This is a genomic window from Mycolicibacterium chengduense (assembly GCF_033741155.1).
GTDB lineage: Bacteria > Actinomycetota > Actinomycetes > Mycobacteriales > Mycobacteriaceae > Mycobacterium.
The window spans coordinates 281,186-300,890 of record NZ_JAWQNH010000007.1 but is presented as its reverse complement, the minus strand read 5'-3'; the positions used below and the strand labels follow the sequence as shown (position 1 = coordinate 300,890).

At 67.1% G+C, this 19,705-nt stretch carries 18 protein-coding genes; 8 read left to right on the top strand and 10 right to left on the bottom strand.

Annotated elements, in window-relative coordinates; all coding sequences use genetic code 11:
• Positions 1-64 precede the first annotated feature (64 nt).
• Positions 65-877: a hypothetical protein gene (locus SBI67_RS25775; protein WP_318983306.1), complete on the top strand. Its 813-nt coding sequence runs from the start codon at positions 65-67 to the stop codon at positions 875-877.
• A 24-nt stretch (positions 878-901) separates the two neighbouring features.
• Here the strand turns inward: SBI67_RS25775 and SBI67_RS25770 are convergent, their stop codons facing one another.
• On the bottom strand, positions 902-1,141 hold the full coding sequence (locus SBI67_RS25770; protein WP_318983305.1) for a hypothetical protein: 240 nt from the start codon (positions 1,139-1,141) through the stop codon (positions 902-904).
• 105 nt (positions 1,142-1,246) lie between these two features.
• On the opposite strand from SBI67_RS25770, the gene SBI67_RS25765 reads away from it, so the two are divergent.
• Positions 1,247-2,391, top strand: a protein-coding gene (locus SBI67_RS25765; RefSeq protein WP_318983304.1) for an IS3 family transposase whose coding sequence is annotated in 2 segments (ribosomal slippage) — positions 1,247-1,514 and positions 1,514-2,391 — 1,146 coding nt in all. Because the reading frame shifts where the segments join, the coding sequence is not laid out codon by codon here.
• 209 nt (positions 2,392-2,600) lie between these two features.
• On the opposite strand, the gene SBI67_RS25760 is transcribed toward SBI67_RS25765, so the two are convergent.
• From SBI67_RS25760 to SBI67_RS25750, 3 genes are all read right to left on the bottom strand, one after another.
• A complete protein-coding gene (locus tag SBI67_RS25760; protein ID WP_318983303.1) occupies positions 2,601-2,894 on the bottom strand; it encodes a hypothetical protein in 294 nt (97 codons plus the stop codon).
• A gap of 37 nt (positions 2,895-2,931) precedes the next feature.
• The gene (locus SBI67_RS25755) at positions 2,932-7,101 is read right to left on the bottom strand and encodes a cadherin-like domain-containing protein (RefSeq protein WP_318983302.1); all 4,170 of its coding nucleotides are present in this window, start codon (positions 7,099-7,101) and stop codon (positions 2,932-2,934) included.
• A gap of 154 nt (positions 7,102-7,255) precedes the next feature.
• Positions 7,256-7,762: a nitroreductase/quinone reductase family protein gene (locus SBI67_RS25750; protein WP_318983301.1), complete on the bottom strand. Its 507-nt coding sequence runs from the start codon at positions 7,760-7,762 to the stop codon at positions 7,256-7,258.
• A 44-nt stretch (positions 7,763-7,806) separates the two neighbouring features.
• Here SBI67_RS25750 and SBI67_RS25745 point away from each other — a divergent pair, with 44 nt between their 5' ends.
• A complete protein-coding gene (locus SBI67_RS25745; RefSeq protein WP_318983300.1) occupies positions 7,807-8,934 on the top strand; it encodes an acyltransferase family protein in 1,128 nt (375 codons plus the stop codon).
• 335 nt (positions 8,935-9,269) lie between these two features.
• Here the strand turns inward: SBI67_RS25745 and SBI67_RS25740 are convergent, their stop codons facing one another.
• Complete coding sequence (locus SBI67_RS25740; protein WP_318983299.1) at positions 9,270-9,740, bottom strand: hypothetical protein; 471 nt, start codon at positions 9,738-9,740, stop codon at positions 9,270-9,272.
• 19 nt (positions 9,741-9,759) lie between these two features.
• Between SBI67_RS25740 and SBI67_RS25735 the strand changes: the two genes are divergently transcribed.
• The gene (locus SBI67_RS25735) at positions 9,760-12,435 is read left to right on the top strand and encodes a PQQ-dependent sugar dehydrogenase (RefSeq protein WP_318983298.1); all 2,676 of its coding nucleotides are present in this window, start codon (positions 9,760-9,762) and stop codon (positions 12,433-12,435) included.
• On the opposite strand, the gene SBI67_RS25730 is transcribed toward SBI67_RS25735, so the two are convergent.
• Positions 12,396-13,310 carry an LLM class flavin-dependent oxidoreductase gene (locus tag SBI67_RS25730; RefSeq protein ID WP_318983297.1) on the bottom strand — a complete coding sequence of 305 codons (915 nt, stop codon included), beginning with the start codon at positions 13,308-13,310 and terminating at the stop codon, positions 12,396-12,398. The genes SBI67_RS25735 and SBI67_RS25730 overlap by 40 nt on opposite strands.
• A gap of 54 nt (positions 13,311-13,364) precedes the next feature.
• Between SBI67_RS25730 and SBI67_RS25725 the strand changes: the two genes are divergently transcribed.
• The 4 genes from SBI67_RS25725 to SBI67_RS25710 all read left to right on the top strand — a co-directional run bounded on the left by SBI67_RS25725 (position 13,365) and on the right by SBI67_RS25710 (position 16,707).
• Positions 13,365-13,778: a VOC family protein gene (locus tag SBI67_RS25725; RefSeq protein WP_318983296.1), complete on the top strand. Its 414-nt coding sequence runs from the start codon at positions 13,365-13,367 to the stop codon at positions 13,776-13,778.
• Positions 13,779-13,851: 73 nt separating this feature from the next.
• Positions 13,852-15,177, top strand: a complete 1,326-nt coding sequence (locus SBI67_RS25720) for a sensor histidine kinase (protein WP_318983295.1) — start codon at positions 13,852-13,854, stop codon at positions 15,175-15,177.
• Positions 15,165-15,809, top strand: a complete 645-nt coding sequence (locus SBI67_RS25715; protein ID WP_318983294.1) for a response regulator transcription factor — start codon at positions 15,165-15,167, stop codon at positions 15,807-15,809. Before SBI67_RS25720 ends, SBI67_RS25715 begins: the two co-directional genes overlap by 13 nt.
• A gap of 13 nt (positions 15,810-15,822) precedes the next feature.
• Positions 15,823-16,707, top strand: coding sequence for a DUF4097 family beta strand repeat-containing protein (locus tag SBI67_RS25710; RefSeq protein WP_318983293.1), 885 nt, complete (start codon positions 15,823-15,825; stop codon positions 16,705-16,707).
• On the opposite strand, the gene SBI67_RS25705 is transcribed toward SBI67_RS25710, so the two are convergent.
• The 4 genes from SBI67_RS25705 to SBI67_RS25690 form a co-directional block, all read right to left on the bottom strand.
• Positions 16,700-17,716: a nitronate monooxygenase gene (locus SBI67_RS25705; protein ID WP_318983292.1), complete on the bottom strand. Its 1,017-nt coding sequence runs from the start codon at positions 17,714-17,716 to the stop codon at positions 16,700-16,702. The two genes, SBI67_RS25710 and SBI67_RS25705, sit on opposite strands and share 8 nt — an antisense overlap.
• A 113-nt stretch (positions 17,717-17,829) precedes the next feature.
• On the bottom strand, positions 17,830-18,300 hold the full coding sequence (locus tag SBI67_RS25700) for an Rrf2 family transcriptional regulator (protein ID WP_318983291.1): 471 nt from the start codon (positions 18,298-18,300) through the stop codon (positions 17,830-17,832).
• Positions 18,301-18,326: 26 nt separating this feature from the next.
• Entirely contained in the window at positions 18,327-19,007 is a 681-nt protein-coding gene (locus SBI67_RS25695) for a pyridoxamine 5'-phosphate oxidase family protein (protein WP_318983290.1), read from the bottom strand.
• On the bottom strand, positions 19,004-19,597 hold the full coding sequence (locus SBI67_RS25690) for a cysteine hydrolase family protein (protein WP_318983289.1): 594 nt from the start codon (positions 19,595-19,597) through the stop codon (positions 19,004-19,006). Before SBI67_RS25690 ends, SBI67_RS25695 begins: the two co-directional genes overlap by 4 nt.
• Between the last annotated feature and the right edge of the window lie 108 nt (positions 19,598-19,705).

Below are 19,705 nucleotides of genomic sequence, written 5' to 3'. Positions count from 1 at the left end.
TCCGGTAGACACGCCTTGGACAATGGTCAATATGCAAGAGGACAGGTCCTTCATAGACTCTGATATGGGCAAGGCGTTCGACGCGTGGCTGAAGCTGTCGAACGACTCACTAGAGCTAACTGCCGTGATCCCTTGGGCTTTCGCCTACGTTGTTGAGTCGACTGCGCGCCCTGACTGGACACATATCAACCAGGTCATGGGCCAGTTCAACGCTTGCCGGACGTATGACGCTTGCAAGCGTAGCGTCGACACGCAGTTCGACACACTTTTCACTCTGACGTTGCTCGCGTCGTGGGGCGCTTTCGAGGCCTACGTCGAAGACGCCGCGAAGGCAGCACTTCGACTCCGGCCGGAACTGTTGTCCGCTCCAGCTTTCGATAAGGCGAAGCGCAAAGCTGCGGATCTAGATACAGCCGACGAAACCGAACGCTTTGAGTTCGTGATCGACCGGGTCGTGGGTGCGGCGCACGACAAGCTTGAGGCAGACGGCGGCGGCAAGTATGAGCAACAGCTCGCATTAGCGGGCCTGGACGGAGCCGTCCCCCCAAACGTTGCGCTGGCTCTGATGGAAGGTCAACAGGTGCGTAACGTCTGGGCCCACAACGGCGGAAGGGCCGACGCAAAGCTACTGGAACAAGCACCCAACATCGACTACGAGATCGGCGAGACCGTGACGATCACGAAAGCGATGCTGGCCAAGTATCTTTTGGTGCTCAACACCTACTCAACTATTATCGTGAACCGTTACAGGATTCAGAACGGCTTCGCTCCACTTGTCTGCTATGGCGGCGAACATAACGAGTTCAAGGCGGCGTTTGATGAGCTCTTTCCGGACGCGATCTTGCCGGTGAATCTTGAAGAATTTTCACGGCGCTAGCGCCAATCGGCCGCGCGGTTCAACTCAATATGAAATCCGCCGACCGGCGCTCACACCGACGTAGTAGCGCGACCGGCCGCGTTTGGGCTTGAGTTCGATCCCGGCGCGCACACCGACGTACTCCCCGCCAGGGCCGACCCGACCGGCGCTGACCTTGCGCGGGACGACTTTGGTGGGCACGGCTCGTTTCACCCGCGACGACCGGCTGACGGTCGGCGCGAATCTCCCACGGCGGTCGCGCTTGTAGTTCCGTCGTTTCGCCATTGGCTCACTTCTTCTTGAAACGGCCATGGCGTGTTCCCGCTGAATGGGTCCGGCCGGTTTTCGGGTCCTGTAGCCCGATGTCGGGCGAGAAGGGACGATGAACGTATGGCTGGTCGGAAGCGGAACTCCGCAGAAGACATCGTGCGCAAACTGCGCCGCGCGGACGAGCTGACCGCGGAGGGCAAGACCGGCGAGGAGATCGCTGCCGAGCTCGAAGTCTCGCCGGCGACGTTGTACAACTGGTGTCGCAGCTACGGCGGCATGGACACCGACGCCGCCAAAGAGCTCAAGGAGCTGCGGGAGCAGAACGCCCGATTGAAGCGGCTGTTGGCCGAGGCTGAGCTGGTCAAAGACGCCTTGCGGGAGGTCGCGAAGGGAAAATTCTGAGCCCAGCTGCCAAGCGTCGCGCCGTCGACATGCTCACCACCACGTTGGGCATGTCGCAACGGTTGGCGTGCAAAGCTGTTGGGCTGGCCCGCTCCACCTGGCGCCGACTCCCTCAGGCTCAGACACCGGCTGATCCCGATACCGAGATGCGGGCCTGGCTGCGTTCCTACGCCACCAAACACCCCTGCCACGGGTTCCGCCGTGCGTGGGCGGCGTTGCGCTACGACGAACGCCGTGAGGTCAACAAGAAGAAGATCCACCGCCTGTGGCGCGAGGAAGGCCTGCAGGTGCGGGTGCACAGTCCACGCAAGCGGGCCGGGGTGTCGTCGATCCCGCCGGTCGAGGCCGACGCCCCGAACGTGGTGTGGGCGATCGATTTCCAGTTCGACTCCACCATCGACGGCAAGGCCATCAAGATCGCCTCGATGATCGACGAACACACCAGGGTCTCGCTGCTCAACCTCGTCGAGCGGTCGATCACCGCCGACCGGCTCGTCGCCGAGCTCAAGAAGGTGTTCACCGCCGCCGGCGGCCCGCCGACCGTACTGCGGATGGACAACGGGCCGGAGTTCATTTCTCAAGCGCTGCAACAGTTCTGCGACGGAAAGTTCGGTATGTCCTATATCCCGCCGGGCGCGCCCTGGAACAACGGACACATCGAATCCTTCAACAACCGACTACGCAAGGAGTGCCTCAACCGCAACCACTGGAACACCCTGCTCGAAGCCCGCGTAGTCATCGGCGACTTCAAGGACGAACACAACCACCGGCACCGCCACTCAGCCCTGAGCTACCGCACGCCGTCCGAGTACGCTGCCGCCTGCAGGTGCATCTACACACCGATGGCCTGCAGCATCAACTGAATCTGGATCACACCACCCCGACTCCAGAACAGGGTGGACTCGGAAACGGGGACTCGCCACCTCTACTGCTAGCAAGCGCTCTATCGCTTTTCCAGCGCGCTTCTTCAATTGCGCGTATCCGTCTTCAACTGTTTGTGACGTTCCGCTCATTGCAATTTCCTGTCGCTCATCCCGCAGGCGGCTTGTTCATTAGTTATCCCTCACACCGGTCAGGACGTAGCCCGGGCGCGGGCGGCGTCCAGCTCGGATAGCAACAGGTCGACCTCGGCGCGCTTCTCAGCGGGCACCATCAGCGAATAGAACGTGCCGACACCGATGGTGAGCTGCAGCAGGTGCTCACGCTCGCCACCGAACAGTTTCTTGCGCCGGCTCAGCTCCTTGATGTCGGTGCCGGAGTATTTGTCGGCGGGGTTGCGGCCGATCGAATTGTTGGCGCGCAGTTTCTCCACCCACACGCCGTCGATCACGATGCTCTCGCCGTTGATCCCGTCGATGCGAAACATCAACGGATCGTAATCGCGCGAGCGGTATCCAGGGGGCTCACAGCACGCTGCTGTCGGAGGTGATCGCCTGGTTCTCCGCGATCACAGCCGACACCACGTCCCAGGCCGGCTTGGGCGTCCAGTCCTCGTGCAGCAGCCCGAAGGTGTCCTGCACCGGATCGCCCGACTGGTAGTCGGCGAAGGTGTGGATGAAGGCCGGGCCGGCGAAGTCCAGGGTGCGCCAGGTACGCAGGAAGTCGCCGATGTAGGCGGCCTGCACGTCCTCGGACACATCCGAGGTCGGCTCGCCGTACTCGGTGGCCCAGATCTTCTTGTTGCCATCACCATTGGCGGCCATCACCGCGTGCAACTGCTGCGCCTGGGTGAACGGCACACCGGCGTGGCCTTCGCCGGCCGAGAACAGCACCGAGTACAGGTACGGGTGATACGCCAGCGCGTCGAAGTAACCGGCCGCGCCCGCGGCGTACATCTGGGACAGGAAGGTCACCGGGTTGATCACCGGGCCGCCAGGGGTTTCCATCGCCGCAGCGACCGAACCGGCGACGACGACGGCATTCGGGTCGGCGTTCTTGATGGCCGTGTAGGCGACCTTGAGCAGGGCGGTGTAGCGCGCCGCGTTCGGGGTGGGCGCCCAGAACCCGTTGTAGTTCGGCTCGTTCCACACCTCGTAGTCGGAGATCTGGCCCTGGTACCGCTGCGCCACCGCGCTGACGAAGTCACCGAAGGCCACCAGGTCCGTCGGCTCGCCGGCGTAATCGGGCTGCCCGGGCACCGCCGCCCACTGCGGGGTGGAGTTGATCGCGGCCAGCACCTTGATGTCATGGGCGTTGGCGCTGGTGATCATCCGGTCCACGGCGTCCCAGTCGAATTGGTTGTCCGCCGGTTCGACCCCGCCCCAGGGCAGCATGATGCGGATGGTGCCGACACCGGCGCTCTTCAACAGCTCCATGGCCTTGTCGGTGTCGGTCTGGGAGTAGAAGTACATCTGTTGGGTGGTGACGGCCACCGTGGTGTTGCGCTGGTCGATCGCCGCCGCCGACGGCGGCACGATGGTGACATTCACGGTGGCCGTGGTGGTTCCACCGAAGGCGTCACTGATGTTGACGGTGAAGCTGTCGGTGTCCTCCCCGTCGGTGACCAGTGCGCGGTAGCGCGCATCGACGTCGGGGGTATAGGTGAAGCGCCCGGTGGAGGTCACCTTGACCTGACCGTAGGCCGGTCCGGTGGCCAGGCTGTAGGTCAGGGCGTCGCCGTCGGGGTCGTCGGCGCTGACCATGCCGGTCACCGTGCCGATCGCGGTCGAGGTATCCGTCGTGGTGCCGTGGCCGTCCACCGGTGCGGCATTGGTGGTCGGGTTCGGGGCGATGGCCACCTTGACCGAAGTGGTTGTGCTGCCGCCGAATCCGTCGCTCACCGTGATGGTCACGGTTTCGGTCTTGGTGGCCGAGCTCGCGCTGGGCTTGGACGCCGCCAGCCGGGCCGCGGCCGTCGGCGTGTAGGTGAACGAGCCGTCGGGATTGATGACGATCGAGCCCTTGGTGGTCTTGCCCGCGGTGTAGGTCAGCGTGTCACCGTCGGCGTCCGTCGCGGTGAGGGAACCGGCGACCACCCCCGACCGGGGATCGGTGCTCGTCACGACCGCGGTGGCGCCGGCGGGCTTGATGTTGGCGGCCCCGATCCGCACATTCACCGTGACGGGCACGACGCCGCCGTGACCGTCGTCCACGGTGACGGTGAACGTGTCCATCCTCGCGTCATGGCTGGCACCGGGGGCCAGCGCGGCCGCGCGCGCATCGGCCGTCGGCGTGTAGGTGAACGCACCCGACGAGGTCATCGTGACAATGCCCTTGGTGGGCCCGCCCGTCACCGTGTAGGTGCGCTTGTCGTTGTTCGCATCGGAGGCAGTGACACTGCCCTTGACGGCACCGGTGGTGGAGCTCGGATTCCCGATGCTCGTCTTCACCGTCGGGACGGCGTTCAGCGGGTCGATGGTCAGCGGGATGGTGGTGGTCACCGTCCCGTACCGGCCGTCGGACACCGTGACGGTGAACGAGTCGGTGACCACCGCACCGGGCACGGCCGCGGCGTGCCGGGCGGCGGCGGTCGGGGTGTAGGTGTAGGTCCCATCGGGCTTGAGCACCAACGTGCCCTTGGTCGGCTTGGTGTTCACGACATAGGTCAGCGGGTCGCCGTCGAAGTCCACGACGCCGACCTTGCCGCTGAGCGCACCCGTTGCCGGATTGCTCACCACGGCAACCGGATCGCTGGAGAACGGGGCGGTGTTCGCCGGCACCAGCGACACCACGCGCACGACCCCGTTGGTCGGGTCGGTCACCCACATCTGGGTGCCGTCACCGCTGAGCGCGACGCCAGACTGCGGCGCGGTCGCCTCGGCGCCGACGCTCGTGACACCCAACACCGAGCCGTCGGTGGTCCGCAACGCCACCACCAACCCGGAGCTGGAGGTAAGCATGATCGCGCTGTTGTCCTTCGTCAGCGCGATACCCGACAGCGGCTGCCCGAAGTTCAGCGTTCCGGCGATGCCCTGAGTGAGATCCAGGAGGGTGACCCCACCGGCGGTGTCGGCGACGTAGAGCTTCTGGAAGGTCGGGTCGACCGCGAGTCCGACGGGTTTGCCCGCGATGTCGACGATGCTGGAGGCCGCGGACGCACCGGAGGAGAAGTACGAGATGTTCCCGCCGCCAGCGGATGTCGCGCTGACCACGAAGATCAGCTTTCCGTCGGGGCGCACCGCGAACTGGGTGGGCACCATGCCGTCGGCGAGCTTCACCGTGCCGGCCACCTTGTTGGTCGAGGTGCTGATCTTGGTGACCGTTGCGCCGGTACCGTTGCCGACGTACACCGTGCTGCCGCTGGGGTTCACCGTGATCGCGGTGGGATTGGCCACGGCCACCGTGGCTTTCAGCGCACCGGTCTTGGCGTCCAGGACTGTGACGGTGTTACCGGTCGAACTCGACACGTACAGCCGGGATCCGTCGCGTTTGATCGCGATACCGTCGGGCGCGGCCCCGGTCTGGTAGACGGCGACGACGGCATGCTTGGTGGTGTCGAAAACGGTGACGGTGCCAGTGGTGCGGTCGGTGACGAAGGCGCGGGTCCCCGAGGTGACCACCGCACTGGGATCGGTGATACCGCCGAGTGCCGCGGCGCTGAAGAACGGTGAGGGGCTGACCGGGATGTCCACCGGCACCGGGACGGTGTTGACCCCGTCGGTCACGGTGAGCGTCATCCTGATGGTGTCGTCGGTGGGCGTCAGCGATGCGCTGAAGCGTTGCGCCGTGGTGGGCGTGTAGGTGAGCGTGGCGGTTTTGGCGTTGTACACCAGGGAGCCGTCGGCCGGCGGGCTGGCCAGTCCGACCGCCACCTTCTTGCCTTCGGGGTCGGTGGCGGTGAGCTTGCCCACCACCGCGCCCGTGGTGGCATCGGGTCGCCCCCAGCTGACGGTCGCGACCGGTTGCTCGTTGACCACGGGTGCCGCCAGGGCTTGGGCGCTGACCTGACTGGTCTGCCCGATCTGCCGGCGGGCCGCGGCCAACATCACCCAGGACAGCGGTGACTGCGCCGACCCACCGGAGAGCATCGACAGGAACGACGACAGCACCGGACGGATGGCGGCGGTGAGCAGTTTGCCGATCGTCTGGACCGGATTGGTGACGGCCGGTTTGGCCGGCGGAGTGACCGCCACCGGAACCGTCGTGGTGGACCACTGCGTCACCGCGACCGATGCGCTGGCTTTGGGAGTCGGGTTGGTGTCGACGGCAGCGGCGGCGGTGGACTGGGTGCGCGCCTGTGGCGCGGGATCGGTGTTCTGAGTCTGAGCGGCCTCGGTGACACGAGCCTTGGGCTTGGTCGTCGGTTTCTTCTTCTTGGGCTTGGGCGCCTCGGCTTGATCGGCACCCGAATGACTTTCGCCCGCTGATGGTTTGGTGGGCTCGGGCGTGGTGGTCGCCGAGCCGGACGTCGGTGCTGTCGTGGGTGACGTGTCGGGTTTGGTGCCCCCGTCCGTGTCGGGTGCGGTCCCGGTGTGCGTTTCGGCACCGGCGGAGGTGCCCGTCGATGTGGTGCTGCCGGTGTCCCCCGGCGTCGCCCAGACCAGGCCGGCCGGCGCGGCGACCGCGGACCCGATGCCGAGCGCCACGGCTAGCGCACCGACGCGTCCGACATACTTTGCGGACCGCAGCGCCATGGCGTCCCCCTCCACCCATCAGTGACCTACTGCTGAGCGCGAGCTTCGGTTTAACTGTGCGATACGGCAGTAATTGACGGGAGTGTATGCGGCGCGCGCCACCACTGCGACGGAGTTGGGAAAATTGCTTTGCTGACCACCCGGCACCCGGCGGCTAGTCCGCGCGCGGCGTCAGTCGGAATACCGGGATGTGACGACCGGAGCGGCGGGTCTTTGCCCGGTAGTCCGCGTACCCGGCGTAGGCCTTCTCGGCCAGGGCGTACAGCCGGCCGTACTCGTCGGGGTCGGTGACCTCGCGGGCAACGAACTTCTCGTCACCGAACTCGCACTCGGGGTGCGCCTTGAGATTGTGGTACCACTGCGGGTTTCGCCGACCGCCGAAGTTGGAGGCGACCAAGATCGGGTGGCCACCGTCGTGAAAGTACGCCAACTGGTGTACCCGCGGCCGCCCCGACTTGGCTCCGGTCGATGTCAGCGGCGCCTGCTCGACCGCGCCCGCCAGCGATGTGTAGCTACGGCCGGTCAGGCGGAAGAACCAGGGGTCGATATGGCGGGCGATGTGCCGCGCGAAGGCTTGACCGGGCGCCGACCGTCCGAACGCCTCGGCGAGGGTGAACAGCGGGCCGTGCTTCTTGTGGGGATCGGCGTGGGGCAGCGGCATAACGTCCGGGGTACCCCCGAAAAAAGTTAGCTACACTCGAATAAATGACTGCGGGCCCGTCGACTCAGCTGCGCGGGCCCGCCACACCGCCGGCCCGCGACTCGGCATCGCGTCAGTCCTCCCTCACCGGGCTGCGCGCCCTGGCCGCACTCATGGTGGTCGGTACGCATGCCTCCTTCGCCACCGGCGCGCTGCACCTCGGCTACGTCGGCTCCCTGGCGGGGCATCTGGACATCGGTGTGCCGATCTTCTTCGCGTTGTCGGGTTTCCTGCTGTTCCGGCCGTGGGTGGTCGCCGCAAGCCGAGGCACCCCGGCGCCCCGGCTGCACCGCTACGCGCGCGCCAGGATTCGCCGGATCATGCCGGGATACGTCACCGCGGTGCTGTTCACCTACGTCGTCTACCTCTACTTCACGCCGGGACCCAACCCAGGCCAGACCTGGCAGGGGTTGCTGCGGCATCTCACCTTGACCCAGATCTACACCGACAACTACCTGGTGACCTATCTGCATCCGGGGCTGTCGCAGATGTGGAGCCTGGCGGTGGAGGCATCGTTCTATGCGGCCTTGCCACTGCTGGCGTACCTGGTGCTGGGCCGACGCCGGCGACCGGCCGCGCTGGTGGCCGGACTGGCTGCCCTCGCCGCCGTCGCACCCCTGTGGTTGACGGTGGTGGTGCACACCGATTGGCTGCCGAATTCGGCGGGCATGTGGCTGCCCGCCCATCTGGCCGCGTTTGCCGGCGGGATGGCGCTGGCCGTGCTCCAGCAGACCGGGTTGCGGGTCCGGCCCGCGCTGGCGCTCCCGGCAGCGGCGCTCGGTTACCTCACGGTCGCCACCTCGGTCGGCGAAAGTCCGTTGGCGCGGGCGGTGCTGTACGCGGGCATCGCGATGGCGGTCCTGGCTCCGCTCGCCTTGGGCGACTCGGGTGGGTGGACGCGCATCCTCAGCAGCCGGCCCGTGGTGTGGCTCGGCACCATCTCGTATGAGATTTTTCTGCTCCACGTGGCGATCATGGCAATCTCCATGCACCTGGTGCTCGGCTGGCCGCTGTTCACCAGCTCGACGATCGTGCTCGCCGTGCTGACGCTGGCGCTCACGGTGCCGATGGCCTGGTTGTTGCGGGAGGTGACAGCCGTTCGTCCGCCCGCCGCTGTACCCGAAAACCGTTGACGCACAACACTCACCGGGATGCCCCGGCTGGGCGGTGAAATCCTTGCAATCCGAAGCAATCGGGGGTCGTCCCGAAATGTGGTGCCAGCGCGGCGAATAGCTCATCAGCAACGTCTGATCCGCTGCGCAAATATCTACCCACCTGCGCTTTAGGTAGATAGTTCCAGCAGATCAGCACATTACGGTGCGTGCCAGTTTCGACCGAGACCGCGACGCCCGTTTTCTGTCGTTTACGAATTCCCCGCGCGGTCACCGAGTCCCGGTGCCATAGTTGCCGCAAAGCCTGTGAGAGTGCTGCTGGAATCCTTGGGGGAAGTTGTGGCCGTCAGTCATCGTCATGCATCGTCGGTTGCCCCGTCCGGGTACGCCCGATACGTCGGACGGGTGGGTGCGCTCGCCGTTGCGCTCGGGGTCACCGGAGCCGTCGCCACCACTCCCGGCATCGCCCGGGCCGACGACAGCTCTTCGTCGTCCTCATCTTCGCCCGCGGGGACGACGGGGTCGGGGACGACGGGCATGGGGTCGACGGGGACGGGGTCGACGGGGACAGCCGACACCTCCCCCGCCACCGACACCTCCGCAACCCATGGCACACCGTCGGCCGGGAGTACCACCGGAACCGGTACGGGCACCACCACCGGCAGCACCGGCAGCACGGGCAGCACCGGGGCGACGAGCACCACCACCCACAACGGCTCGCAGACCGAGACGGATCTCGGCGGGGGCGTCATCATCCGCTCCTCCGGCGGTAACACCACACACACCACCAGCACCAACCAGACCGACCCCGAACCGGAAACCGACACGGGGACCGAAACTCCCGACGTGACCGACACAACCGGCCCCGGCGAGACCGATCCCGTCGAACAGACCGACACCGGCACGCCCACGGATATCGAGGAACCGTCCCAGACCCCCGACGGGTCCCCCACGACTCCCGAACCCACCCCCACCCCGGCTCCCGACCCCACCCCGGCGACCACCGGAAGCGGCGGCAACACCGACCCGCAACCGACGACACAGCAGACAACTCCGCCCAGCGCCACGTCGAGCGCCGCGGCGCCTACCGGTTCATCGGCGGCGCAACTGTTCAGCGCTGCGGCAGCGGTCAACAAGAACTCCGACCAAGCGTCGACCGCCGCGGTCCCCACGGCAGCCGCGGTCGCCACCGCCAACCCGGTCACGTCCTTCATCAAGCAACTGCCCACACCCAATGAGGTTTTCCAGCAAGTCAAGTCGTTCGTCACGACCTGCGCGTGCACCCTGATCAACCAAACCCTCAAACTGGTCAACGGGCTGTCGAAAACCATCTCGAACCTGATGGCATCCGGCGGCGGAGGTACCGGCGACCCGGCCCAGACACCGATCCTGTGGACGATGGTGGCGTGGGTGCGCCGTCAGATCGAAGGCGCGGTCACCGCCTTCAACCGGTCCCCGCTCGGCGAGTTCGTGCACGACGTGACCACCCAGATCACCACCCAGCTGCAGAAGGCCATCAGCAGTGTCACGAATTCGCCACTGGGGTACACGATCTCGTCCCGGCTGACCCGTTTCCTGCAGGAGTGCAACGGCACGGTGTCGCTGCCCGACGACCTGGATCGGCTGGGAGTGGTGAGTGGGCTGAACGAGCCGACCGATTTCGATTTCATCACCCACCTCGGGGACGACGGCAAGCAACACATTCACGCCATCGTCATCATCGAGAAGTCCGGCGCCATCAAGATCTACGACACCGAGGAGGGCACCCTCTCGACGTTGACATCGCTGCCCACCACCAACGCCAACGGTGAACGTGGCCTGGTCGGTGTCGAAGTCGACCCGTACTTCAACGATCCCACCTCGGCCGGCTACCACAAGATCTACGTCGCCTACACCAACGCGCAGAATTACGACCAGCTCTCCAAACTCACCGTGGACGCCAACCTGACGACGGTGCTCGACGAGGAGGAGCTGCTGCGCTCCGACCAGCTGGGCAACGACTTCCACCACGGCGGCGAACTGGAATTCGACCCGACGGGCACCTATCTGTACTGGGCGGTGGGCAACAACGTCGTCAACGAGAACTCCCACGACCTGACCACGATCCACGGCAAGATCCTGCGGATGAATCGGGACGGGTCGGCCCCCGAAGACAACCCGTTCTACAACGACCCCAACCCGGACGTGGTGAAGCAGATCTACGCCATCGGCTTCCGCAATCCGTTCCGGTTCGGCTTCGCCCCGGACGGCACCCTGCTCTCCGGCGACGTCGGCGAGGCCTCCTGGGAGGAACTCAACGTCGTCGTCGCCGGCGGCGACTACGGCTGGCCGCAACAGGAAGGGCCGTGCAGCAGCAACGGTTGTGGTGACACGCTGCCCCCGCTGTGGGCGTATCACCACACCTTGCCGCCGGCCAACGTCGGTTCCATCACCTCGGTGCTGTACTACGACGGCACCACCCTGCCCGAGGAATACCGCAACAAGGTGTTCGTCGCCGACTATTCCGTGGGCTGGATCAAGATGCTCACCCTCGACGACCAGTTCGAGAGTGTCATCGACGAGAAGACCCTGGACACGTCGGCCGGAGCGACCGTCCAGCTCAAGCAGGGCATCGACGGCAACATCTACCAGCTGAGCATCTACCCCGGCACGCTGAGCGTCATCACGGCATCCGGCGGCAACAAGGCGCCGGTCGCCGATATCGACGCCTCGGCCACCTACTCCGGAAACGATTCACTGACAGTCGATTTCGACGGCACCGGCTCCTCCGATCCAGACGGCCCGAACCTGACCTACCAGTGGAACTTCGGCAACGGACAGACCTCGACCTCGGCAACTCCGACCGTCACCTTCACCAACACCGGCGCGAACTACACCGCCTACACCGTGACGCTGACGGTCACCGATGAGGGCGGCAAGACCAACACCGCCACCCAGCGCATCGTGGTGGGCAGCGTCCCGCCGACCATCGAGCTCGGCAACATCGTGAACAACTACAACGCCGGGGACATCATCACCTTCAGCGCTGCCGCCGGGGACGCCGAAGACGGGCCGCTGCCGCCCAGCGCCTTCGAGTGGAAGGTGGTGTTCCACCACAACACCCACACCCACCCGTTCGTCGACAGCATCGTCGGCACCGATGGCAGCGTCACCATCCCGACCACCGCCGACCAATTGGCCACCACGTGGTACCGGATCGAGTTAACCGTCACCGACAGCAGCGGCCTCAAGACGACGACCTATAAGGACGTGTTCCCGAATCTGGCGGACTTCACCGTCACGGCGAGCAACCCGAACGCCACGTTCACCGTCGACGGGGTGCCGCACACCGGCTCGTTCTCCGAGAAGGGTGTCGTCGGGGTGCAGCGTGTGCTGAGCGCGCCGTCGACGCAGCACACCTCGGCCGGTGAGCTGATCTTCATCGGTTGGGGTGACGGCGGGGCGCAGACCCACACCGTCACCACCCCCGCCAGTAACGCCAACTATTCGGTGACCTTCGGATTGGCGCCCGCCCTGGTCTGAGTGTCGGCGACCACGCCGGCGACCGCCCGCACCTGCCCGATATCCGAGGACGTCGGGATCAGATGGACCTCGTCGGTGCCGATCTCGGCGAACCTGGCCAGCACCTCGGCCAGTTCGTCCTCGGTGCCGGCCCAGCCGGTGTTCGGCGCCATGGCGTCGACGTACTCGGCGGGAATCCAGTTCATGTAGCGACGCAGATGACGGTGGATCTGGCGGCGCGCGTTGTCCTGATCCCCGAGCGCGAACCAGAACGACGTGGCCAGCCGCGGAGCGGGCCGGGCCGCCTGCGCCCACGCGGTCCTGGCCACCTCGAACAACTCGTTCTGTTTGGCCACATCCAGATCCAGCGTGGTGCCTGCCAAACCGGTCGCCCAGGTTGCGGCGCTGCGCACGGTTTTCGGTCCCAGGGTGCCGACCCACAGTTCCGGGCCGCCGGGTTGCACCGGCGCCGGACCGACCGGCAGCACCGAATCGGTCACCTTGTCCGCGTTCCACACCCGCCGCATCACCGCCACCCGCTCGGCCATCTGCCGCATGGTCTGGGTGGCCGGGTCGGCGCCGGCAGCGAGGTAATCCTCTCGGCGTCCGCCGACCCCGAGCCCGACGGTCAACCGGCCACCGCTGAGCATGTCACCGGTCGCCAATCCCTTGGCCAGCATCACCGGGTCGTGTAGCTGCGGGACCAGCACGGTGGTCATCAGCCGCACCCGGTCGGTCCACGCCGACAACGCCCCCAGCAAGGTCAGCGCGTCCGGATTGTCGAACGCGACGCGTTCGCCCCAGCACAACGCCGAAAACGGCCCTTCGTCGACGACCGTCGCCCACCGCTTGAGCACCGCCGCATCCAGATCCGGTTCCATCACCGGCATCGTCATTCCCACCTGCACCTCCCGGATTCTGGCATGCAACCCCAGTGCCAAGATGGCGTGATGACGATCTCGACCACATCGATCTCGCACGTGCGGCTCACCGTCACCGATATCGAACGCTCCCGGCAGTTCTACGAGGGCGTCTTCGGCTGGCCCGTGCTGGTCGAGGTGCCACCGGGGGCCGACGCCGCCACCAGGGACGCGTTGGCGTTCCTCTACGGCGGGGTGATCTACGACCTGGGCAGCGCACTGATCGGATTGCGCCCGGTCGGCGCGGACCGGTTCGACGAGGACCGCACCGGCCTGGACCATCTGGCCTTCCCGCTGGCTGACAAGGCCGAACTGGACGCCGCGGCCGCACACCTCGACACCCTCGGCATCGTCCACGAGCCCGTCAAGGACATCGGCCCGATGTACGTGCTCGAGTTCCGCGACCCGGACAACATCGCGCTGGAGCTCACCGCACCCAAGTAGGGGGGGTTATCCCCCGTACGGTTCGGCGGAAAACGCGGTACCGCGGCGCCGCGCGGATCCATAGGTTGTTCTCATGGTCGCCATCACGTCCAGCACCCCCGCAGACATCGCCACCGCCACCGCCACCGACACCGCCCCCATGGGCGCCGCGCACCGCCGCACGATCGGGGTGGTGCCCACCGCCTCCATGATCGCCGGCGCGGCGGTCGGTGCCGTGTGGTTCTGGATCCCGTTGTCCATCATGGTGATCGGGATCTCCTCGATACCGTCGGTGATCGGCTTCGTCGCGTCCGCGGTGGTGTTCGTGTACCTGATGCGCGGCGTGGAGTCGATCGAGCGGCTGCGCAGCGAGGCGGTTTTCGGGCTGCAGATCCCCGTACCGCCGCGCAGCCAGTCGCCGTACACGGGGTTCCAGCGCTGGGCGCATCAGCTGTGGCTGGACATCAGCAGCAGCCGGTTCTGGAAGGCCACCAGTCAGCACTACCTGCGGATGATGTACGACCTCACGGTGTGCGGGATCGCGCTGGGCCTGCTGGCGTTCGCCATCCTGGCCCCAGTCTTCGCCTCGGCGATCCGGCGCAGTGACCCGGACTCGGGTTTGACCTTCATCTCTCCGCCGCTGGCCTGGTTGCTGGCCGTCATCGCGCTGGTCGCCGCGGTCGCGCTGATGGTGTTCGGACCGGCCGTCGACGCGAAGATCGATCGCTGGTTGCTGGCCGCCTCCCCCACCGCGGCGCTGCAGTACCAGGTCAGCGCCCTGGCTCAGGCGCGCCAGGGCGCGGTGTCCTCGGCGCAGACCGAGCGTCATCGCATCGAACGCGATCTGCACGACAGCGTGCAGCCCCGACTGGTGTCGCTGGCCATGACCATCGGGCTGGCACAGACCAAACTCGACACCGATCCGGCGGCAGCCAAGCAGCTCATCGGCGAGGCGCACGCCGACGCGATGAGCGCCCTGGCCGAACTGCGCAACGTGGTGCGCGGGATCGCGCCGACCATCCTGACCGACCGCGGCCTGGACGCGGCATTGTCGGCGGTGGTGCAGCGCACTCAGATCTCCGGCGTGCCGACCACCCTCGATGTGTACCTGCCCCGGCGGCTGCCCGATGAAGTGGAATCGGTCGCCTATTTCGTGGTGGCAGAGGCCTTGACGAACGTGGCCAAACACGCCCAGGCCGGCCAGGCCGTGGTGACGGTGCGCTATGACGAGGCAGGCCGGGTGCTGCATGTGTCGGTGTACGACGACGGGCGCGGCGGCGCCGAGATCGGCGCCGACGAGGACGCCACCGGCCTGCGCGGCCTGACCGAGCGGGTGCGCGCGGCCGGCGGCACGTTCACGGTGTCCAGCCCCGTCACCGGTCCCACCATCGTGACGGCGGTGCTGCCATGCGCATCGTGATCGCCGAGGATTCGGCGCTGCTGCGGGCGGGGATCGAGCGCATCCTCGCCGATGCGGGCCACGACGTCGTGGCCGGTGTGCCCGACGCGACCGGACTGCTGCACCTGGTCAACGAGCACCACCCCGATCTGGCCATCGTGGACGTCCGGATGCCGCCAACCTTCACCGACGAAGGTATCCGCGCGGCGGCGCTGTTGCGCTCGCAGAACCCGGAATCCCCCGTGCTCGTGCTTTCGCACTATGTCGAGGAACGCTACGCAGCCGACTTGATCGCTTCGGACACCAAGGGATTCGGGTATCTCCTCAAGGACCGGGTGGCCGATGTGCCCGCCTTCCTCGATGCGGTCGAAGTGGTCGGCACGGGCGGCACCGTGCTCGACCCGGAAGTCGTCTCGCAGATCTTGATCCGGTCCCGGCGCGGGGCGGTTCTCGACGAACTGACGCCGCGGGAGCGGGATGTCTTGCAGCTCATGGCCGAAGGTAAGTCGAACTCGGCAATCAGTGCGGCGCTGCACATCTCGGTCGGCTCGGCCGAGAAGCACATCGCGTCGATCTTCACCAAGTTGGCACTTACCCCCGATGACAGCGAGAACCGCCGCGTGCTGGCTGTCCTGCGCTACCTCGAATCCTGAAAGGGCTGTCCCCGTGACCATCACCTCTCCCGACACCCTCACCCCGCCCGCGCCGACGGACCCACCCCACCTGTCCACCGGCGGCCGCAGCGTCATCCGCGTGCTGCTGGTCGCCGTCGCCGCCGTCGTGATCGTCGGTGCGGTCACTGGGCTGGGAGCGCTGGCCTGGGGGCTCAGCGCATTCCGGGTCGTCACCGACCATCAGACGCTGCCCACCGCCATCCGGTCGCTCACCCTGGACACCGCCGACTCGCCGGTGGCCGTGCGAATCACCGCCGACCGCAACGTCACCGAGCCCCGCATCGATCTGCGCATGGTCGCCTCCACTCGCAACAGCGATCAACATTTGCGCGTGACCAATGACGCCGACGGAACCCACGTCATCGTGGCCGGGGCCGCGGGTGGGCTGTTCGACTTCGGCGATCCGGGCGAGGTCACCGTCACCCTGCCGCCGGAGACCGGTCGGCAGCTCGCGCTCACGGTGCGCCAGAACACCGGTGTGTTGCTGGCCCAGGCCGATCTGGATCAGCTCACCGCCAGCACCTCGGACGGCGCCGTCGTACTGCGCGGCGCGGTCCGCCGTGTCGAGGTGCGCGCCCAGGACGGTGAGATCACTGCGCACCAACCCATCTCGGTGGCCGAGTCGTTCGACGCGACGACCACCCAGGGCGATATCTCGGTCAAGTTCGCGGACGTGGCACCCCGCCAGGTACAGGCGGTGACCCGCGACGGGGATATCTCGTTGTCCCTGCCGGCGCCGGGCCCCTACCTGGTACACGCCCAGTCCGGCGGCTCCGCCACGGTTCGGGTGCCTGAGACCGGCGACGCAACCCGAGCCGCCGCGCAGATCACCGCCCGCTCCGACGACGGGAACGTCACCATCGACACGCTCAGGTGAGCGCGGCGATGATCGTGGCGGCCGGGCCGGAGGTGATCTGGCGGAATCCGGTCCCGGCCCAGATGTTGGTGGCCTGCGGATCCCCGGCCCGCACCGACGCGGCGCGAACCGGACTGGTCAGGTAATGCACCTCGGGATAGCCCAGCGGAGCCTGTGCCTCGTGTTCGTCGATGAAGCGGTTGCGCAACCCGCGCGCGTAGCGCCCCGAGAAAGCTTTGGTCACAACGGTTTCGGTGAACGCCGGGTCCTGCAGGGCGGCGCGGTGCACCGGGCTGCTGCCGGCTTCGTCGGCCAGCAGGAACGCGGTACCCAGTTGCGCGGCGGCCGCGCCGGCGTCGCGCACCCGCCCGACATCCTCGGCGGTCATCAGGCCACCGGCGGCCACCACCGGGACCTCGGTGGCCGCCAGCACGTCGGCCAGCAGTTCATCGAGGGGTTGGGTGGCCGGCCGGGCGGCGGGGTCGTAGGTGCCGCGGTGGCCACCGGCGTCCGGGCCTTGAACGGCCAGGGCGTCGACACCGCGGCCGACGGCTGCACGGGCTTCCGCCAGCGTGGTCACGGTGGCCACCGTCGTGATGCCGGCGGCTTTCAGCCGGGCCGTCTCCGCGGCGCTGGGCGCCCCGAAGGTGAAGGACACCACCTCCGGCCGCAGGTCGAGCACGACGTCGAGTTTGGCTGCCCAGTCGTCGTCGTTGAATTTCGGCTCGCCGAGGGCGACCCCGTAGCGCTGCACCTCTGCCGACAGTGCCGCGATGTAGCGGTCGATATCGCCTGGCTGCACGGCGCTGGGCTGGGGTGCAAAGAGATTCACGCCGATCGGCTGGGTGGTGAGCTTGCGCGTGGCGGTCAGCCGTTGGGCGAAGACGTCGGCCGACAGATAACCCGCCGCGACGAACCCGAGGCCACCGGCCTCCGAGCCCGCCGCCGCCAGCTCCGGGGTGGAGGGACCACCTGCCATCGGTGCCACCAGGATCGGGGCCGTCAGATCTCGCAGAGTGAACTCACCCATCGCATACCGCCTTCATCCGTTGCACCGTGCACAACATCACCGGACAACGTGATCATCCCACTGTGGTCAGTGCGCGCGGGCGATCGTCGACCGGCTGGATCGGGTGGCGACGCTCAGGCGTGACCGCGTTCGCTCTCCTGGCCGAGGTAGTCGCGCGCCAGGGTCGCCACGTGGGCGGGCAACTCACCGGCGGCCACATCGGCGAGGCTGGTCTGTTCCAGCACCGACCGCATGCTGGCCCGCAGGGCGCGCCAGACGTCGGTGAGCGCCACGGTCGGACCGGAGTACGGCAGGTCGCCCAGGCCGATATCGCGCACGCTGGCCAGCGGCCCGTCGATGCAGCGCAGCACGTCGGCGACGCTGATCGACGACGCCGGGCGGGCCAGTTCGTAGCCGCCCTCCCGGCCGCGATGGCTGCGCACCAACCGGTCGGTGCGCAGGTCGGACAAGATATCGACGAGAAACTGCGCCGGGATGCCCTGAGCCTTGGCCAGATCATCGGTCTTGACCAGTTCCCCGTCGCCAACGGTGGCCAATTGCACCATGGCGCGGACGGCGTACTCCGCCTTCGCCGACATGCGCATACCGCGGATTCTGCCAGGCGTGCGGTTCAGCTCACGGGCGGCGCCACGTTGCGCACGGTCCCGGTCATCGCCCGCACCGAGTCGGGCACCGGGATGGCGGGGTCGCAATCGGGCGCCGGCTGCGGCGGCCGGTAGCTGAGCTCCATCGGGACCACGCCGGCCCAGCCGCCCGCCTCGATATCCGATTCGGGGTCCTCGGACCAGCCGGCGCTGACCTTGAGCGACCAGTTGTCGGTGCCGATCGGCATCCGCAGCGCCAGGCTGGCCACCAGCTCCTTGCGAGTGCTCGGCCGCAGTTCGGCCACCCGCCCGGGGATGAAGGTGTCGGTGAGCGCATTGAGATAGGCGAGCTTGCGGTCTTCGGGAACGGGTTCGAAGCTGCCGAACAGGACCGCCGAGCGATAGCGGAAAGATGACTCGAAGCCGCTGCGCGCCACCACCACCCCGTCGAGCGTGGTCACCGACACCGCGGCCGGGGTGCCATCGGCCAGCGCCCGCAGCCAGGGCGACCCGGTCGATCCGTGGATCACCAATTCGTCTGCCAGTCGGGCGAATCCGATGGGGAACGCCACCGGATGTCCGTCACGCACCAACGCCACGGTGGCCAGCGGGGTGCTGTCCAGCAGCTGATTCAGCACCTCGCGGGAGGTGTCCTGCTTTTCGCGCAGCCGGGTGACGCTGGTGGAGGGCCGGACCGGTTCCGTCACGGGATATCAGCCGCCCCCGGCACCACCACGGCGAACAGATCCGACAGCGCGGCCAGGCTGGCTGCTTGCACAGTCTCCGCAGGTACCGAGGCACCGGCCACACCCGGCAGGGCCCGGGTCGCGGTGGCGGCAGCAACCACCGTCGGCGCGAACCCGAGATTGAACGCACCACGGGCGGTGGAGTTGACGCACATGTGCGTCATGAACCCGGCCAGGATGAGGTTCGAGGCGCCGACGGTCTTCAGCTCGGCCTCTAAATCGGTCTCTACGAAGGAATTCGGGTAGTTCTTCACGATCACCGGTTCACCACCGCGCGGGGCAACCTGGGCGGCGATGGCACCCGATTCCCCGGCGATGTCGTACAGCGACCCGGGTCCGTCATCGTGCTGAATGTGAATGACCGGAATGCCCGCCGTCCTCGCGCGCTCCAGCAGCAGCGCCGTCTCGTCCAGCGCGGCCTGCACGCCGTCGAGCTCCATCACACCCTGGGTGTAGGTGTTCTGGCAGTCGATCAGGACCAGGGTGGACTCCGTGAGCGGAGCCGGGGCTGCGGGGAGACTGGCAAGTTCGCGCAGGGTGGGTCGAGTCACGTCATGCAGCCTAGTCAGCGGATCCGCAGGGCGCTGCCGGATGACCGGCCGGGAGACCCTCGGGTCACTTCGCAAACGCGATATCACCGGTGATATCGCATTCCACAA

Bases quoted from the DNA above. Each gene is read 5' to 3' on its own strand.
- SBI67_RS25775 (WP_318983306.1), top strand. From the start codon at position 65: ATGGGCAAGGCGTTCGACGCGTGGCTGAAGCTGTCGAACGACTCACTA.
- SBI67_RS25770 (WP_318983305.1), bottom strand. From the start codon at position 1,141: ATGGCGAAACGACGGAACTACAAGCGCGACCGCCGTGGGAGATTCGCG.
- SBI67_RS25760 (WP_318983303.1), bottom strand. From the start codon at position 2,894: ATGTTTCGCATCGACGGGATCAACGGCGAGAGCATCGTGATCGACGGC.
- SBI67_RS25755 (WP_318983302.1), bottom strand. From the start codon at position 7,101: ATGGCGCTGCGGTCCGCAAAGTATGTCGGACGCGTCGGTGCGCTAGCC.
- SBI67_RS25750 (WP_318983301.1), bottom strand. From the start codon at position 7,762: ATGCCGCTGCCCCACGCCGATCCCCACAAGAAGCACGGCCCGCTGTTC.
- SBI67_RS25745 (WP_318983300.1), top strand. From the start codon at position 7,807: ATGACTGCGGGCCCGTCGACTCAGCTGCGCGGGCCCGCCACACCGCCG.
- SBI67_RS25730 (WP_318983297.1), bottom strand. From the start codon at position 13,310: ATGACGATGCCGGTGATGGAACCGGATCTGGATGCGGCGGTGCTCAAG.
- SBI67_RS25725 (WP_318983296.1), top strand. From the start codon at position 13,365: ATGACGATCTCGACCACATCGATCTCGCACGTGCGGCTCACCGTCACC.
- SBI67_RS25720 (WP_318983295.1), top strand. From the start codon at position 13,852: ATGGTCGCCATCACGTCCAGCACCCCCGCAGACATCGCCACCGCCACC.
- SBI67_RS25715 (WP_318983294.1), top strand. From the start codon at position 15,165: ATGCGCATCGTGATCGCCGAGGATTCGGCGCTGCTGCGGGCGGGGATC.
- SBI67_RS25705 (WP_318983292.1), bottom strand. From the start codon at position 17,716: ATGGGTGAGTTCACTCTGCGAGATCTGACGGCCCCGATCCTGGTGGCA.
- SBI67_RS25700 (WP_318983291.1), bottom strand. From the start codon at position 18,300: ATGCGCATGTCGGCGAAGGCGGAGTACGCCGTCCGCGCCATGGTGCAA.